Below are 17,598 nucleotides of genomic sequence, written 5' to 3'. Positions count from 1 at the left end.
CGCGGCGCCATTCTGATAATACATTTAATTATTGCATCGTCCGGAAACGTACTTATAGCTTTCGCCCTCTGGTACAAATTCCAGTCGGTGGGTAATACAGGCAGGCGCATCCTCTGCATGATGGGAAACGAACAGCAGTTGGGTCTCTCCCTGGCGAATTAATACATCCACAAAACGGCGTACCAGTTGGCGGTTCAGCGGATCCAACCCTTGCAGCGGTTCATCCAGAATCAACACTGTCGGATGTTTAACCAGCGCGCGCACGATCAGCGCCAGCCGCTGCTGTCCCCAGGAGAGACTGTGGAAAGGGGCATCCGCCGTGCGCTTATCGATTCCCAGAATATCCAGCCACTGTTGCGCCAGTTTTCGTTGCCTGTCTGAAACGGCCTGGTAAATGCCGATAGAATCGAAATAGCCGGAGAGAATGACATTGCGTACCGTGGTACTGACGCGGTAATCCAGATGTAAACTGCTGCTGACGTAGCCGATATGTTTTTTGATATCCCAGATTGTTTCGCCGCTTCCTCGCCGCCGCCCGAACAGCGTAAGATCGTTGCTGTAGCCTTGCGGATGATCGCCAGTAATAAGGCTAAGCAACGTAGACTTACCCGCTCCGTTAGGACCGACGATCTGCCAGTGTTCGCCTGGATTTACTCGCCAGCTTAGGTGGTGGAGGATAGGGCGATCGTTATACGAGACTACGCCATCGTTAAGTACGATCCGTGGTTCGCCATCGGGTAACGCATGGCGGGCGGAAGGTTGGTCCGGTTCGGGTAATTGTACGTCTGTCAGACGCTCGCTGTGCGCGAGTTGAGCGACCAACGCCCGTTGCAGTAACTCTGTCGTCGTTCCGGTTTCCGCCAGCGTACAGTCGGCAAGCACGCCGGCAAACTGCACGAAGTCCGGGATTTCATCAAAACGGTTGAGTACCAGCGCCAGGGTAATACCCGCCTGGTTCAACGCCGTCAGGCGTTGCGCCAGTTGTTGACGGGCGGTCACGTCAAGCCCGTCGAACGGTTCATCAAGGATCAATAACTCCGGCTCAGACATCATCGCCTGACACAGCAGCGCTTTTCGCGTCTCGCCGGTAGAAAGGTATTTAAAACGCCTGTTGAGTAAAGCGGAAATGCCGAACTGCTGCGCCAGCATCGCACAGCGGGCAGGATGGTGAACATCATCCTGAATAATTTCCGCGGTAGTGCGCCCGGTATCGTCTTCGCCAGGACTGAGCATATCGGTGTTATTACGTTGCCATTCATCGCTGACCAGCTTTTGCAATTGTTCAAAGGACAGACGAGTAATGCGGGTAAACTGACACTGGCGCTCGCCTGTTAATAATGGCAGTTCACCCGCCAGCGCGCGGGCGAGCGCCGACTTCCCGCTCCCGTTAGCCCCAACGAATGCCCAGCTATCGCCCGCATTGAGCGTCAGCGAATCCAGATGAAGTGTTTTTGTATCGCTCAGACGAAACGTGCCTTGCGAAATTTGCAACGATGACATTTTGCATCCCATTTTTTGCAGCGATGAATGACAGGGATACGTCTTTCGGCAACGGATGTCAATGTGCTTAGCACAACGTTGCAATAATCACTCTGTCCGCATTAAACCAGGCAATCACGTCATCGCCTTCCTTTAACGTGGCGGCATCTGAAGTCGGTATCGTGGCGCACAGCGTCTGGCCGTCCGGCAGCGCCATCAACACTTCACACTGTTCCGCGCCGCGCTCGATATGGCTGATCGTTCCCGACAACTGATTGTCAGCGGCGCGCGCAACGGCTGCATCCCGGGTAATGCCAACCCACGGCGCTTTTAGCAGGATCAGCACTTCTTTACCTTCCTCCAGGCCGAGACGCTCGCCGCTTTGCGCCGTCAGCGCGACTTTAAGCCGCGTTTTGCCGTCGGCCAGCAGCACATCGACATGCTGTTGCACCTGATCGCGATCGCGGGCGGTAATGGTGCCGAACCACTGATTTCGGGCGCTGGTTTGCAGTGAAAAGCGGGAAATAGCGGCCAGCAGACTGTCAAGCGGCAGGGCGTCATCGTCGCTTAACACATCGAACGCTTTTTGCTGAATTTGGCCCAGCAAATCGTAAAGCTGGATCAGACGCTGACCATAGCGGGTTAATACCGCGCCGCCGCCGCCTTTGCCGCCCGTTGCGCGTTCAACCAGCATATGTTCACTAAGCTGGTTCATGTCGTTTATCGCATCCCAGGCGCTCTTATAGCTGATTCCCGCGTCTTTCGCGCCCTGACTAATCGAGCCGGAAAGCGCAATGTGTTTCAGCAGAGAGATACGTCGGGGATCGGCAAAAAGCTTTTGCTGAAGTTTCAGGGTAAGAAGGATTTCGGCCTGCATAACCAGCTCCTGGTAAAAAGACTATTGTGACTGAAAAGCGCGTCAGCGCAAAGCCGACCGCACAAAAGGGGAGTGCTTTTCTGTGTGATGCGGTTAAAATACAAAAAGGACTATATCTGGAGTTGCCCATGTTAGAGTTATTAAAAAGTCTGGTATTCGCCGTCATCATGGTACCGGTAGTGATGGCCATCATCCTCGGTCTGATTTACGGTCTGGGTGAGGTGTTCAACATTTTTTCCGGTATCGGTCAGAAAGACCAGTCCAGACAGAACCGCTGATTTCCCCAAACGCCCGCTCAGTCGGGCGTTTTTGTTACTCAAGATCCTGCTTTTCCTGCCGATATTTTCTGTGTTTAATCGTTAATGGGTATGAATAACCGCTGGGAAACCCCTGAGATTATCGTTATATTGTCGTTTACATAACGAAACGCACAAGGAGTTACAGATGGCGCATTCCTGGTTACGCCTGGTCGCAGGGGCGACATTATCTTTCGTCATCGCTGGTCATGCGCTGGCGGATGAAGGCAAGATCACCGTATTTGCCGCCGCGTCGCTAACGAACGCGATGCAAGACATTGCGGCAGAATATAAAAAAGAGAAAAATGTGGATGTGGTCTCCTCATTCGCCTCCTCTTCAACGCTGGCGCGCCAGATAGAAGCGGGCGCGCCGGCGGATCTGTTCATCTCTGCTGACCAGAAATGGATGGATTACGCAGCCGATAAAAAAGCGGTGGATACCACGACGCGCGAAACATTGCTTGGCAATAGCCTGGTGGTGGTGGCGCCGAAAGCCAGCGAGCAAAAACCGTTTACCATCGACAACAAAACGGACTGGATTCGTCTGCTGAACGGCGGACGTCTGGCAGTGGGCGATCCGCAACACGTACCGGCGGGAATTTATGCCAAAGAAGCGCTGCAAAAGTTGGGCGCATGGCAAACGCTTGAACCGAAACTGGCGCCGGGCGAGGATGTGCGCGGCGCGTTGGCGCTGGTCGAACGTAACGAAGCGCCTTTGGGCATTGTATACGGTTCTGATGCGGTCGCCAGCAAGGGGGTCAACGTGGTGGCGACGTTCCCGGAAGATTCACATAAAAAAGTGGAATACCCCATCGCTATCGTGGAGGGGCATAAAAATGCGACCGTCAGCGCGTTCTATGATTACCTGAAAGGACCGCAGGCCTCGGCAATCTTTAAACGTTATGGATTTACGACGAAGTAATGATACTGACCGATCCAGAATGGCAGGCTGTCCTTCTTAGCCTGAAAGTGTCTTCCCTGGCCGTGCTGTTTAGCCTGCCGTTTGGGATCTTTTTTGCCTGGTTACTGGTGCGATGCCGGTTTCCGGGCAAAGCCTTACTTGATAGCGTCCTGCATCTGCCGCTGGTGCTGCCGCCGGTGGTGGTCGGCTATCTGCTGTTGGTGTCGATGGGGCGACGCGGGTTTATTGGCCAGTGGCTGTATGACTGGTTCGGTCTCACGTTTGCCTTTAGCTGGCGCGGCGCCGTGCTGGCGGCGGCGGTGATGTCCTTCCCGCTGATGGTGCGGGCCATTCGGCTGGCGCTGGAGGGGGTGGATATCAAGCTTGAACAGGCCGCCAGAACGCTGGGCGCCGGGCGCTGGCGCGTTTTTCTGACTATCACCTTACCGCTTACCCTGCCGGGCATTATTGTCGGTACGGTGCTGGCGTTTGCCCGTTCGCTTGGCGAATTTGGCGCAACCATTACCTTTGTTTCCAATATTCCGGGCGAAACCCGCACCATACCTTCCGCCATGTATACCTTGATCCAGACGCCGGGCGGGGAGAGCGCGGCGGCGAGGCTGTGCGTGATTTCGATTGTATTAGCGCTGATTTCGCTGTTGATTTCTGAATGGCTGGCGCGGATTAGCCGTGAACGGACGGGGCGCTAACCATGCTGGAGCTTAATTTTTCCCAGACGCTGGGAACGCACTGTTTAACCCTCAACGAAACGCTGCCAGCCAGTGGGATCACGGCTATCTTTGGCGTCTCCGGCGCGGGAAAAACCTCGCTGATTAATGCCATCAGCGGTTTGACTCGCCCGCAAAAAGGACGCATCGCGCTGAATGGCCGAGTGTTGCATGACGCGGAAAACGGTATCTGTTTAACGCCGGAAAAGCGCCGCATCGGTTATGTTTTCCAGGATGCGCGCCTGTTCCCCCATTACAAAGTACGCGGCAATTTGCGCTACGGCATGGCGAAAAGCATGACCGGTCAGTTTGATAAGCTGGTGTCGCTGCTGGGAATTGAAGCGTTGCTTGATCGCCTGCCGGGGAGCCTGTCCGGCGGAGAAAAACAGCGCGTAGCGATAGGCCGGGCATTGCTCACCGCCCCGGAGTTGCTGCTGTTGGACGAACCGTTGGCCTCGCTGGATATCCCGCGAAAACGCGAATTACTGCCGTACCTGCAACGGCTGGCGCGGGAAATCAATATTCCCATGCTGTATGTCAGCCATTCTCTCGATGAAATTCTCCACCTGGCGGATAAAGTCATGGTGCTGGAGGATGGACAGGTTAAAGCGTTTGGCCCGCTGGAGGAGGTCTGGGGAAGCAGCGTTATGCACCCGTGGCTGCCGAAAGAGCAACAGAGCAGTATTCTGAAAGTCAGCGTGCTGGAGCATCACCCGCATTATGCCATGACCGCTCTGGCGCTTGGCGACCAGCACCTGTGGGTAAATAAACTCAATCAGCCGCTGCAATCCACACTGCGTATTCGTATACAGGCGTCGGATGTCTCGCTGGTACTACAGCCGCCGCAGCAGACCAGTATCCGCAACGTATTGCGGGCAAAAGTGGCGAATTGTTATGACGATAACGGACAGGTGGAAGTCCAGCTTGAGATAGGCGGCAGAACGCTGTGGGCGCGAATAAGCCCGTGGGCCAGGGATGAGCTGAATATCAAGCCTGGCCTGTGGCTTTACGCGCAGGTGAAAAGCGTTTCTATCACCGCCTGACTATAGCAGGTGGGTGTAAATAAATTTGGCGATGCTATCGGTAGTGTTATCGCCGATCACAACGTCAGCGCGCGCTTTCACCGCCTCATCGGCGTTGCCCATCGCAACGCCGGTGCCTGCCGCCTCCAGCATACTGATGTCGTTGTAGTTATCGCCGAAAGCGATCACATTTTTCATTGACCCTCCCTGCGCTTCTATCCACTGGGTAAGGCGCTTGCCTTTACTGTTGCCTTTGCGCGCGATATCCACCTGATCGTGCCATGACCATTCGCACTCCAGGCCAAGCGCCTGTTCAACATGCTGACCGAACCGCTGTAGTCTGGGAATATCTTCATCGGTAAGCGCAAACTTCCACACGGCATTCACGTCGCGCGCCGCCTGCGCCAACGAAGAGACCTGTGTAAAGGTCGGACGTTGCTCCGGCGGCAAGGTCTGCGCCCACCGGGAGGTACGCACGACGTGACCGGTTGGGTGTTCGTAAAGCATAGCGTCATCAACATACATCAGGCCGTGAATCTGATGCTCATCCAGTAAATCAATCAACTGCAACGCCTTATCCACGGGCATAGGATCGGCATCCAGGACAGTTTTAGCTTGATAATCATACAAATGAGTTGATCAAAATACAAAAAAATGGCACCCTAATCCGAGTTGAGATTATACCGTTATCGGGGTGTCGTTATCATGATAAAAACCTTCATATATAGCCGTGTTTCTAGCCAAGAACAGTTAAGTGGGGGCGGGTTAGACCGTCAAGAAACGGACGTTCGCGAGTACGTCACCCGTAACGGATTAGACCAGTACGAAATAGTGGCAATGGTAGATCGCGGCATATCTGGCTATGACGGTAGTAATATGCGTGATGGTGAATTAGGTAAATGGTACAAAGATGCGATTACGGGTATGTATTGGGGTAGTCATTTAGTATTAGAAGCGATTGACCGTTTTAGCCGCCGTGATCCTATGCTGGCAATGGAAGATTTTACCGTATTAGTTAATAAGGGCGGTATTAAAGTACATATAGTAAAATTTAATACATTCATCAATGGCGATAACTTGCCTATGTTATCTATGATGATGAATCTTGCACATAGTGAATCTAAACAGAAAAGTGATCGTATTAGTAAAGGTTGGCAACGTCGCCGCCGGATGGCATTAGATAACGGTACTGCTATTACCGCACGTACACCATATTGGATCGATGTAAGGGATAATGAGTACCGTCTTAATAATAGTTCTATTGCAGTAGTAGAAGCGTTTGCAATGTACAAACAAGGTTTATCATGTGGATTAATTGCAAAGAAACTAAATGAATTGAAACATTACTTTCCGTATATGTGGACTAAAACCGCAGTACAACATATTGTCGATGGACTTAATACATCGGGTATCATCGATGCACCACGTGCCATTAAAACTATTAAGGCATTTTATAAATCTGGTTTTAGTGTCGAAGATATTGCAAAGAAAATGAATGCAGAATTCCAATTCATGAAGGAATGGAACGCACCCGCAGTACACAAACTACTACAAAATAAATCGGTAACTGGATTAGTAGAGATTCAGAAACGCAAACTTATTCAGGAGTTTGATAGCGACGGGAAGCCACTAGAATTACGTACTAAAAGCGAAGGTGAAAAGTACTTTGAATCTATATATCCACAGATCATTAGTATCGATGATTTCGAACTAATTCAAAAATTATTGGAATCAAATCGTAAAGTAGATACCAAGACCGGAAAGGGACAAACAACGGGCGGTACTGTTACGCAAAATGAAGACGGTGAATTAGTTAAGCAATTCATTCTTTCGTCATTATGCCGTTGCTATAAATGTGGTGGTGCAATGTTCAATAACATTGTGCGGTCGAAACGTAAGAACGGCAAAGTAGATACCTATTCGTATTTGCGTTGCCTCAATGAACGCGATGCACACTGCGACGTTAAAGCATTAAACTACCCCGTAATCGAAAGGGCGATTATAGAACACGTCAAGGGATTGAATTTTGATACCATGTTCAAGGGTACTAATAACAGTGAACTAGAATTACTCAAAACACGAGAAGTAGAACTACTACGCGATATAGCCACGTATGAAGACGCTATAGCCGCTAGGAAGGCCGCAGGAAAAAATACTAGTCCTGTACTGGTTACATCATTAGTCGATGCACAAGACGATTTAGAGGCGTTACAGAAGAAGATTAGAGCCATATCGGGCGTTACCGTAAACGCCGAGGAACTAACGAGCCTGAATGAATCCGTATTCGATGTAGCAGAGTATGAATTACGTAACATGGTAGAACTAGAACTACAGAAGATCATTAAACGCATTACCTTTAATTGTACTGAAAAGAATATCTACTTTATTACCATTCAGTACAATACAGGTACAGTTCTACAGCATGGACTTAAAGTAGATAAGAAGAAAGGCGTAATAGAAACTTATGAACTTCATGAAGGGAATAAGGGTTATGTAAGTAATGGAGAAGTAATTACACCTGCATTAATAGAAGCCGCAGAAAGTAAAAATATTGGAATTTTCGAAGGTAAGGTTATGTAAAGAAAATTTACAAAAAAAACGGTAATTCGGGAATAATTACGAAGATCTTTATTTTTGATCACCGCAATAATAAACTATTCCAATTGGTGATAAGGGGCATATATGCCCCATTTTTTTGTTTTCCCTAAATAGATTAAAATAGTAGGAAAATACTTATATGGAATGGCTAATTACAATACTTGTACTTTTAATCGGATTTACCATTATGGTAACTGGATTCATTAAGTACTTGTTTATTTTATTCATGATTTGGCTTATTTGGGACGGTTTTTTACGGATTTTGATAAATAATCGTAGAAAGTTGGGACAAAATGCGATTCATGAGCTATTATAGATATGGGAAATAAATATAATAAATCAGACGTAGTTAAACACGCCTCGCAAGGGGCGGTTTTTTTGCACGTAAAAAACATAAAAATGAATGTCAAAGGAGTATTCATGAAAGACACTAAAGCAAAACAAATAACAGTACGCATTACCAAAACACAAGAAGATACTTTACAAAGAATGGTAGATAGTGGTGAACATAAATCTATCGCCGCCGCCGTACAGTACCTTATCAATAAAGAAGCAGCCTTAAAAAGCAATTAACAAAAAAAAGTGGGTAACTGCCGAAACAGTTAACCCACAGGAGAATATTATAATGTATAGGAGTATTTATAGTGAGTAGACCCCGTAAGATTTACGACAATAGCGAGTTAGTACAGATCATGAAAGGTTATTCGTACTTGAACCAATTGACCAACGAAGGACAGAAGATCATTAGTGATGCAATAGATTCGGTACTTTCAAGTAGTAGAAACAAAGTAAGTAAGAAAGTAATATTCAAGATGGTATGTAAAATAGAAAGTCTCTCTACCAGTGAAGTAGAATCATTCTTAAACTTTGAAAAACAATTTAAGGGTGAAAAGAAGTTGGCTAAATCATCCATCTACAATTACCGCAATATAGCCCATCGTGCAGCCGTCGAACTACTGGAAGCATACAACCACGGAGTAATGATTAAGTACACTCTCAATGGTGATGCACGTAACCTAACGAGCGACGAAACGAACAAACTAAAACAGATGCTACATGACGGTACGAGCCTAATGCGTATCAAGGCATATATTAATAGCTTATGAGTTTTTCCAACAGTTTTAAGTGGATTTTTAAAAAATGGAAAAACTATTGGAAAAATCAACGGTAGAATGCGGCTTACAGGGGTGTTTTTGGGGTTTTTCCAACTATATTAATATTATTTTGAGTTTTAATGGAATAACAAAGTTTTTTCTTTAGCGAAGCAGATTTATTTCATATTCTGAATGTCTACCGCAAGCGTTAGCCATTGAAAATATATAATTAATAAGAGCGAAACTTGCCCGTTTTGGCAATCGCAAGCGATACCAAACCCGATCCCCGTTACTCCCCTTTAATTAAGTACAGAAGTGACTTAGGACAAAGTATTTTTGAGTTATGCCCCGAAGTCACCGCCGCCACCGAGCCGAGCCGATCCGCCCGCCGAGGGCTTAATATGAGGAAATAAAGAAATGAATAACCAACAACTTTACATTATGGCAGTAGAAGGAAGTAACACACTTTTAAAAGTAGGACTACATAATGATCCAGTAGAACAACTTTTCGAGTACCAAAGCAATGCAACCAGTACAATAACATTGATGGTAGTAAGTGACAGTATGACTTTTGATAAAGCATATGGTTTATATGAATCCATAATGAATACTTTACCAACTATACCGCCAGAATTGGGAACTAAATTTCATAATCAACAAAACCAATCACTTTTAGAACTAACACAATTAGAGAACATCATGACAATGATCGGTAATGTATATGAAATAATGAAACGCACAATAGACTATTCACCAATCCAACAAACTTACTACAATAACAAGATTATACAAAAACAATGCAATACGCCAGTAAGTGAAATAGCAAATACTATGCCCGAATTTAAATCTACGGGAAATAAATCTGTCGATGATGTGATGATGAAAATTCGTGGTGGTCGTACTGAATCATTTAAACTATAGGAGTAATACAAATGAAAAAGAATTGGCACAAAGGAAACATAACCAATAACTACCGTAAATTTGGTGCAGATAAGAATGGGATGTACTCAAAGCCAGTACAAACCCCATTGACCGATACACCCCCCGTAGGTGAGGAACTACAGGAATGCATATGCCAGTACATAAGCACCTACCGCAAAGAACACGCCCAGACACCCGCCTATACGCATCTAAACCGCCGCTATGGGCTTAGAGCAACAAAGGCATACTACAGAGGACTAGACAATGAAACTTAAAGAAGAAGACGACAGGATCACGCACAAGATACGCAAGTACGAAAGCGGCGAAACCATCACCGTATACCCACAGGTACTAATATACTACGGACAGGACGATCTAAGGATCGTCTACCATATGTACAGCAAAGTGTTTAGCCAGGAGTACATAGAAGAAGGCCGAAGCCGCCATTTACCTACATTCGTAGGTATGAGTGAGGCCGAATTGTTCCAACAATCGGTACTATATGACGTAGAAAAAATCATTACTATTCAACAAGAAATGATTTTTATAGAAAATAGTAGTTGCAAGCCAATATAGTAGCTACTACTATTGAAACTCCAGCAACAACACGGAGTGACAAACATGAAGAAGTACAAAAGCTTCACTGCTAACTACGTAAAGGATTTAAATGAATCCTCAATGGGTTTTTATGCCAACGTAGAAGTACAGACCCACGACAACGGTACTACGGCACAAATTAGTACCTATGCAATGGATAATCCAAACTACGCATTCTTTGCATTTGAATCGGGTTTACAGGTATCCGTAGACTATAACAACGGGATCATGAAAATCGGTACTACCGATAATCATGTAGAACGTGATTTACGTACTCACCCTTGCTATGCAGGTAAACAACGTAATGCACTTATTCGCGTATACATTCGTTTCATATTGGGACGCATCGCCAGCCACGCCGAACAAGAAGCATTATCCGATTTCGTAATTAATGAATTGGCAGGTGATCATGATCATTACATTTAAAATCACTGCCGAGCGTGTTTTATTCGTACTATTAATGATTATTTTCGTACTAACTGGACAATATTAATGAAAGCAATCGATGTAGTTTATTCTGTTTTAGCACAATCGAATATTTCTACCATCGTTAGGGAAGTGATCGCGTCACCGCTTCCCGCCTACCAACGCCACGCACTGGTACAGAATATTGAACAATGTATCAGTACATGCGAGGGGGCGTTAGACGATGGCTATCAAGTACAAGACTTGCCCCGCGTATTGGGTGGTAAAGGTACATTGTTAGATGTTTTCAAAAGCTATGCACGTACATTAGAGGAACAATATAAAATGACTTTACAAGAATATATCCCCCTGCAAAATGCCGTAGATGCCGCGACCTATGGTTATGCCGAACGCCGTAACATTACTATCGAAGAATCGATGGTAGATGGAATGCACGTAGTTGTATTTGGCATGAAAGGTTATATTCAGCCTTTATTTGTACTCTATGCATGTCAGGACGGATCATTTAGTTGGAAACAAAATATCAGCCTTGCACCGAGTGTTAAGGAAGAATTACCCGCATATTATCAAAACTGCAAAATGCTTAGGGTAATGATTGAGTACGTAGCCAAAGAACATAGCTACGAAATTAATGCTAAAAAATGAGACTCAATATAATTGCTGGTGGTCTAATTACCGAAGTGTACGACGATCACGATAAAAAGGTAGGTAGCGTTTCAATGAGTAAACAGGAACGCCACCGCAATAAACCATATACCGATGGTAAGCAATTCTACGCATCATTTAACGAGGCATTACTTGCACTACTAACACGTAAGAAGGTTAACATCCATAATGTTTTCTGATCCAGCTATGGAAAAAGTACGGCAAGAAGTAAGGGAACTAAACGAAATAGTAATTACTGTTATACGTTCCCTTTCTACCGAAGATGTACTAATACTATTTGGTGATAGTATTATTGGAGATACTATTAATCTAGTCAAATCCATTAAAGAGGAAAATCTATATAAACTAATAGAAACTAATCAAACACTACTTTCATTAAATTATGAGGTACTGAAAAACATGTTACGGGGTAGCTAATACCCCAATACATTGATACATTGCATTCTTAAATCACATGGAGACTAAAGAATGAAAACCATTACTACTAAGTTTATCGCTACTGTACTGAATGATGACTATACCCCCGCAATGTTACAGGCGGACGGCGACCGCCGTAATGAGCTGGCGAACATGGACACGAACGAACTACAGACGCTGATAGATCGCCTTGCAGACGTCATTCCAATGGTCAACGAGATACGCGGCCAGAAGCGACAAGAAGCAATGAAACTCTTAGAAGGTGTGGTAGAGACGGGATCTTTTGCAAGCGTACAGGAGCTACTACAGGCCGTTACAGGCGGTACTACTAGTGCTACCGAAGAACCACGGACAAAGGCAAAGACCAAACAAAAGACTACGACCAATAACAACCGAGTCTACAGGGTGGAGATCTACGACAATGCAGCAGACGAACGCCGTACATATACCATCGTGAATAATGTACTACCGCCGACACTACAGAAAGATCCGGCATACATGGCATTGGTCGCAAAGAATCCAGAACTTGCCGACCCGACAGAATTACTTATGGCATACAGTACCGAATATCGTGATACACATCCGATCAATGCTAAATATGAAAAGGTAGAATTTCATATCAATGAACGCGGTCGCCTGAATGCAAAGGCAATGAAATTTTACGAACAATATAAAAAGAAAAACCCAAACGCAACTACGAGCGAATTTAAAACCGTAGTAATGGATAACTATAAGAAGGTGTAAAATGAAAAAGATCATTGCAATGGGTATTGCTGTACTAATTACTGGCTGTAGCAATAATCATTACGCATTCATGGACGATGCAGTAGTAGGAGATATAAACGGGCGTACCCTAGTTATGTTCCCGATTGGTAATGATCAGTACCGTCCACAGTTCGCTAGTGATTGTCCACCCGTACTATTGGGTGAAGATCGTCCTAGCACTGGTGGCTGTATCATCGACGGATACCGCCTAGCTAATGTTCACTCATTCAATGAACACAAAGCCCACGGTAGCCACACGAACGCCACCACAGCACCACAACGCCCCAATATGATTGGGTTAGATGTGCCAGCGTCTACTATTTCAATTCCCGATAACATCTAATACGAGGACAGCGTAATAATGAAAAAAATATTACTCGCACTATTATTAATATCGTCCTATAGCTATGCCGATCGCTATGATAACTGCAATGCACAGGTGTATAGAGACGGTAAACCCGTAGATAAAGAATTTCAGGTAGATGTACTGGACTATAAAAACCGTTTTGAATTAAGACAGGGAAGTACTTTTATCGGTGCATCGCCAGTACTTGAATCTACCAATAGATATAACGGCAATATGAAACGCATCACCAATGAGGCCGAATGGCGTATAGATGATAACGGTACTAAAACCTATTCCATCGAATACTACGCCACTAAATCAACATTAAAAGTAACCTGCAAATAAGGAAATATACATTAAAAATATATTCAAAGAAATAGGCCAAGTACAATCACATGAACAAGGATTCACTTTCATCTACAAAGGAAAGGAATTTAAATACCATAAAGAAAATGATTGCTTAGTCTATCAGGACAAAGACCTAATAGTAATCGTAACCTGTAAGGAATTGGAACTAGACCGACTTCCGGTAGATGCACCACTACCACAGGAATTTATAGACTTAGATAATGAGTTGAACAAATACCGCTAACATAAAGCCAGCCTAACCGCTGGCTTTTTTTATGCCTAAATACTTTCATAACTGAGGGTAATTTATGGCAAGAGTAACTAAAAAAGAATCGGCAAATCATAATAAGGTAATGGATCTAATTCATTCCGACCGTGAACTAACATTCGATGATAAAGAATTCATATTCAAAAATTATAGAGGCGATGGCATTGGTGCAACGGGTGCATTTTTTACGCCCGATGGGTTAGCGTGTGATTTTGTATTAGATGCTGGCTGTACTGGACAATGCATAGAACTATGTGCAGGTATCGGTATTCTAAGCTACTATCAGTACCGCCGAAATAAACCCAAACATATTACTTGCATAGAAATAAATCCCGAATACGTTCAAATCGGTAAACGTATCCTACCACAAGCCGAATGGATCACAGGAGACGCCCTAGAATACACTCCTACGCGTTTTTATGATGTAGCCTATGGAAACCCACCATTTGGTAATATAAAGACGTCACAGAGCGTTACAGGCCGTTATAGAGGATCTGAATTCGAATACAAGATCATCGACAGGGCAAAAGACTATGCATCATACGGGGCGTGGATAGTCCCACAGTCAAGTGCAGGCTTTAAGTATTCAGGTCATACCTTCTATGACCGTTCGATACAGTCTACTAAGTACGGACGATTTGAAAGGGAAACGGGGCTTGTACTACACGGAGGTGTAGGAATAGACACGAGCATATACAAGGATCAATGGAACGGTACGACCGTTATATGTGAATCCGTGATAGTGGATTATGACGGTACTAATTTATAGGGAAATAACATCATGCAAACATATATTCATTTCAGCAATGGAACTACTACAATTGACACGGACGGCAACAAATCAGGATATGAATATACCCGCCACGATCTAAATAACATATTAGATATTCATCTAGTATTGGGTAGTCCCTATTACGTACACGTACACATAGGTAATGACTATCTAATACTACGACATAAATACATTACATTTAACTATCACAATAATTCAGTACAGATCGGTAATAAAACCTACGCAATGGAACGATACCGAGGAACGGAACAAACACACATCCAGCAATTGCAATCACTCGCCATTGAAATGACCGACAACGGGACGATATACGGGCAACGTTTACCCTATGACATATGCATAACAATTCATTTTAATCATGAATGCACAATTCTGTACTGATAGGTAAAAACTATCACATATGGCACGAAATGTTCAAAATAGATATTGACAAATCAAAATATATAGGTTCTCCCTCGTGATTTAGGAAAATCGAGAGTTTCCGCCGCCCGTTGTAACTTTAATACGAAAGTTTTTGAAAGTTAAATAATCAAATTCGAGCATAAACGCTCACAAACGAACATCGCGATAGTTTTTATCAATCAACGCGAAATGAATAAAGAGTGAATAAAAAATGAATACATTAAGTCTTAAAACAATCCAAGACCGCTACGGCTATGAACTATCGCAGATTAGCCGCTGGCAAGACGAGGGATTAGATCTTACATGGCCTGAGAATCAGATCAATAACTGGATTGTAACAAATAAAATTAATCCCATGAGAAAAGGCGACCCCGCATTAAAGGCCGAAAAGATGCAGGAAGAAATACGCCTAACACGTGCAAGAGCCGACCAACAAGAAATAGACACAATGAAAGCTAGTGGCGAAATGGTACTAGTAAATGACGTTGCCGGCGAACTAGCAAAATATTGCTTACAGCTTAAAACAGCAATTAGAAATATTCCCCTGAATGTATATTTGCAACTTGCCGAAATTGCCGATGATCCGTTAGCAATGAAAAACTTATTAAGTACAAAAATCGATGAGGTACTATTAGAATTAGGAACGATGAAATATGAAGAAGGATTTACACCTACACCTACAGAACAAACTACAGAAGATACTACGAGCAGGAAACGAAGCACTAAAGCCACCAAGAAAAATAAAGCCGAGTAAATGGGTAGAAGAAAACACCTACTTTATTTCCGGCCCCTTACGTGGTAATCGTACTACCTTATTTGAATTTCAGAAAGAACCACTAGACACTATTATAAATCCAAAAGTACGAAAAGTTGTTTTAGTATCAAGTGCACAATTACTTAAGACTTCTACATTAGTAAACGCCAGCTATTATCTAATGGCAAATAATCCCGCCAATATGCTACATGCATCAATTACGGGACAAATGCTAAAGAAATTTAAAACAGGTAATTTCGAACAAGGAATTAAAGCAAGTCCTACACTACAGGAACTAGTAACAAAGAAAACCGATAAGACTAGTACAAACGACCAGTATCAAACAGAATGCCGCGACGGGACGATGATCTACTATGCGTCATTGGGTGCACCTTCACAGCTACGTAGTGTAACGGCAAAGTACTTATTCTTAGATGAAATATCAGGAGCCACAGAAACCGACGAGGGCGACCCGATTGCATTGGTAGAACAACGTGCAACTACATTTGCCGACAGTCTAATAATGATGAGTAGTACGCCCGTCACGCCCGACGATCCCGTAATGGTTGAATTTAATAAAAGTGATCAACGTCATTTCTATGTACCGTGTCCCCATTGTGGCGAGTACCACACCCTAGAATGGAAGAATGTAAAATTCGATTGGGTAATTGTCGATAACGGACGACGCAAGCGAGCCGACCCCGAAACGGCAAAGTTACATTGTCCACACTGCAACCACGCAATAACAGACGTAGAACGAAACCGAGCCGTAACAAAGGGATATTGGAAAGCAGACCGACCAGAAATTACGGACGTGGTAGGATTTCAGATTAGCCGCCTTTATTCACCACTAACTACGATTAAGAAAATAGTACAAGACTTTGCCGACGCACATTATAACTTTGACCTACGATCATTCTATAACCTTAGTCTAGGACTACCATATGAAGATGAACACAATAAACAAATTGATCTAACACTATTAGAAAACCAACGCGACTATTCAATCAATATTAAAAAAATACCGGACGATTGTTTAGGGTTATTTGTGGGAATTGACCAACAATTAGATAGATTGGAATGTACTACAATCGGTATTACGGACAATGAGAAAAAGATATATGTACTAGATCATAGAACCTTTTCGGCAATCGATACGACGAAAGTAGAATCACCTGCATATAAAGAGTTAGTACAATTCCTTAAGTACCCATTCAAGACAATGAACGGCAAACCCCTACGCCGCTTTGCTGCATTTATCGATAGTGGTAACGGTAACGCAACTTCTACGGTATATCGCGTATGCGGTCAATATCGACAGAATGGCGAGAAGATATTAACGGCAGTTAAAGGTAGTGGACAACCACACACCGAACTATTCCGCAAATCTAAAACAGCAGGTAAAGAATTTATTCTACTAAACGTCAATGAAGGTAAAAACTATATAGCCAAATTGATTTCACAATCTGTTAGTGCCGAGCATGAAAACTTTGCCAATAACATTTATTTCAGTGGCGATCTACCGGACGATTATTTTATTCAGTTAACTAGTGAACGTAGAGTATTCAGGGGCGGTAATTACGTATGGGAAAAAAGAACCAAATCAAATAATGACCGTAACGAAATGTTAGATACATTGAACTACGCATTAATTAGCGTCAAGTGGGTACTAAGTCGATTGGGTGCACATCCATTTAAGGAACTACGAATATATAACGCCAATCAATTACGTAAAGTACAATCTGAATTCGACAACGATATAGATTTTAGTAACATCGATACCGAAGATACACAACCACAACCAATAAATACTAAAGCAACTACACAACCAATAAATAAAAGAAGGCGTACTAGTTTTATTGCTGGTGGACGTAGTTATAAATTTAAATAAGGAAAAATA

19 protein-coding genes and 1 pseudogene are annotated in these 17,598 nt (G+C 44.1%); 17 read left to right on the top strand and 3 right to left on the bottom strand.

What is annotated here, in order from left to right; genetic code table 11:
- Nucleotides 1-24: 24 nt before the first annotated feature.
- Complete coding sequence (modF, locus tag LDB27_RS15055) at nt 25-1,500, bottom strand: molybdate ABC transporter ATP-binding protein ModF (RefSeq protein WP_000096921.1); 1,476 nt, start codon at nt 1,498-1,500, stop codon at nt 25-27.
- A gap of 67 nt (nt 1,501-1,567) precedes the next feature.
- Nucleotides 1,568-2,356, bottom strand: coding sequence for a molybdenum-dependent transcriptional regulator (gene modE, locus LDB27_RS15050; protein WP_001147418.1), 789 nt, complete (start codon nt 2,354-2,356; stop codon nt 1,568-1,570).
- A gap of 128 nt (nt 2,357-2,484) precedes the next feature.
- On the opposite strand from modE, the gene LDB27_RS15045 reads away from it, so the two are divergent.
- The 4 genes from LDB27_RS15045 to modC all read left to right on the top strand — a co-directional run bounded on the left by LDB27_RS15045 (nt 2,485) and on the right by modC (nt 5,324).
- Nucleotides 2,485-2,634, top strand: coding sequence for an AcrZ family multidrug efflux pump-associated protein (locus LDB27_RS15045; RefSeq protein WP_000891513.1), 150 nt, complete (start codon nt 2,485-2,487; stop codon nt 2,632-2,634).
- Nucleotides 2,635-2,800: 166 nt separating this feature from the next.
- A complete protein-coding gene (gene modA / locus LDB27_RS15040) occupies nt 2,801-3,574 on the top strand; it encodes a molybdate ABC transporter substrate-binding protein (protein WP_000951416.1) in 774 nt (257 codons plus the stop codon).
- Complete coding sequence (gene modB, locus LDB27_RS15035; RefSeq protein WP_000604026.1) at nt 3,574-4,263, top strand: molybdate ABC transporter permease subunit; 690 nt, start codon at nt 3,574-3,576, stop codon at nt 4,261-4,263. The genes modA and modB overlap by 1 nt, the downstream gene beginning before the upstream one ends.
- A 2-nt stretch (nt 4,264-4,265) precedes the next feature.
- Nucleotides 4,266-5,324: a molybdenum ABC transporter ATP-binding protein ModC gene (gene modC / locus LDB27_RS15030; RefSeq protein WP_000891710.1), complete on the top strand. Its 1,059-nt coding sequence runs from the start codon at nt 4,266-4,268 to the stop codon at nt 5,322-5,324.
- On the opposite strand, the pseudogene LDB27_RS15025 reads toward modC, so the two are convergent.
- Nucleotides 5,325-5,939 (bottom strand): annotated as a pseudogene (locus LDB27_RS15025) (pyridoxal phosphatase); the annotation flags it as partial.
- Nucleotides 5,940-6,008: 69 nt separating this feature from the next.
- On the opposite strand from LDB27_RS15025, the gene LDB27_RS15020 reads away from it, so the two are divergent.
- The 13 genes from LDB27_RS15020 (at nt 6,009) to LDB27_RS14960 (ending at nt 17,589) form a co-directional block, all read left to right on the top strand.
- On the top strand, nt 6,009-7,883 hold the full coding sequence (locus LDB27_RS15020; protein WP_000597961.1) for a recombinase family protein: 1,875 nt from the start codon (nt 6,009-6,011) through the stop codon (nt 7,881-7,883).
- Between the two features lie 438 nt (nt 7,884-8,321).
- A complete protein-coding gene (locus LDB27_RS15015) occupies nt 8,322-8,474 on the top strand; it encodes a hypothetical protein (protein WP_001537402.1) in 153 nt (50 codons plus the stop codon).
- Nucleotides 8,475-8,611: 137 nt separating this feature from the next.
- Entirely contained in the window at nt 8,612-9,007 is a 396-nt protein-coding gene (locus LDB27_RS15010) for a hypothetical protein (protein ID WP_223152473.1), read from the top strand.
- 405 nt (nt 9,008-9,412) lie between these two features.
- Complete coding sequence (locus LDB27_RS15005; RefSeq protein ID WP_001064751.1) at nt 9,413-9,916, top strand: hypothetical protein; 504 nt, start codon at nt 9,413-9,415, stop codon at nt 9,914-9,916.
- 264 nt (nt 9,917-10,180) lie between these two features.
- Entirely contained in the window at nt 10,181-10,492 is a 312-nt protein-coding gene (locus LDB27_RS15000; RefSeq protein WP_000768095.1) for a hypothetical protein, read from the top strand.
- A gap of 45 nt (nt 10,493-10,537) precedes the next feature.
- Nucleotides 10,538-10,939 carry a hypothetical protein gene (locus LDB27_RS14995; RefSeq protein ID WP_001536992.1) on the top strand — a complete coding sequence of 134 codons (402 nt, stop codon included), beginning with the start codon at nt 10,538-10,540 and terminating at the stop codon, nt 10,937-10,939.
- A gap of 66 nt (nt 10,940-11,005) precedes the next feature.
- Nucleotides 11,006-11,584: a hypothetical protein gene (locus LDB27_RS14990; protein ID WP_000643709.1), complete on the top strand. Its 579-nt coding sequence runs from the start codon at nt 11,006-11,008 to the stop codon at nt 11,582-11,584.
- A 489-nt stretch (nt 11,585-12,073) separates the two neighbouring features.
- Nucleotides 12,074-12,766: a hypothetical protein gene (locus LDB27_RS14985; protein ID WP_225519868.1), complete on the top strand. Its 693-nt coding sequence runs from the start codon at nt 12,074-12,076 to the stop codon at nt 12,764-12,766.
- A 1-nt stretch (nt 12,767) separates the two neighbouring features.
- The gene (locus LDB27_RS14980) at nt 12,768-13,130 is read left to right on the top strand and encodes a hypothetical protein (RefSeq protein WP_000719895.1); all 363 of its coding nucleotides are present in this window, start codon (nt 12,768-12,770) and stop codon (nt 13,128-13,130) included.
- Between the two features lie 18 nt (nt 13,131-13,148).
- The gene (locus LDB27_RS14975; RefSeq protein ID WP_000722133.1) at nt 13,149-13,478 is read left to right on the top strand and encodes a hypothetical protein; all 330 of its coding nucleotides are present in this window, start codon (nt 13,149-13,151) and stop codon (nt 13,476-13,478) included.
- 311 nt (nt 13,479-13,789) lie between these two features.
- On the top strand, nt 13,790-14,518 hold the full coding sequence (locus LDB27_RS14970) for a methyltransferase (RefSeq protein WP_000135033.1): 729 nt from the start codon (nt 13,790-13,792) through the stop codon (nt 14,516-14,518).
- Between the two features lie 637 nt (nt 14,519-15,155).
- Complete coding sequence (locus LDB27_RS14965; RefSeq protein ID WP_001094742.1) at nt 15,156-15,698, top strand: hypothetical protein; 543 nt, start codon at nt 15,156-15,158, stop codon at nt 15,696-15,698.
- Nucleotides 15,598-17,589 (top strand): terminase gpA endonuclease subunit, encoded by a 1,992-nt coding sequence (locus LDB27_RS14960; protein WP_001537313.1) that lies wholly within the window; start codon nt 15,598-15,600, stop codon nt 17,587-17,589. The genes LDB27_RS14965 and LDB27_RS14960 overlap by 101 nt, the downstream gene beginning before the upstream one ends.
- Nucleotides 17,590-17,598 lie beyond the last annotated feature (9 nt).

Source organism: Salmonella sp. JXY0409-18, assembly GCF_020268625.1.
GTDB lineage: Bacteria > Pseudomonadota > Gammaproteobacteria > Enterobacterales > Enterobacteriaceae > Salmonella > Salmonella enterica.
The sequence above is the reverse complement of the archived record's forward strand: the minus strand, read 5'-3'. Positions and strand labels throughout refer to the sequence as shown.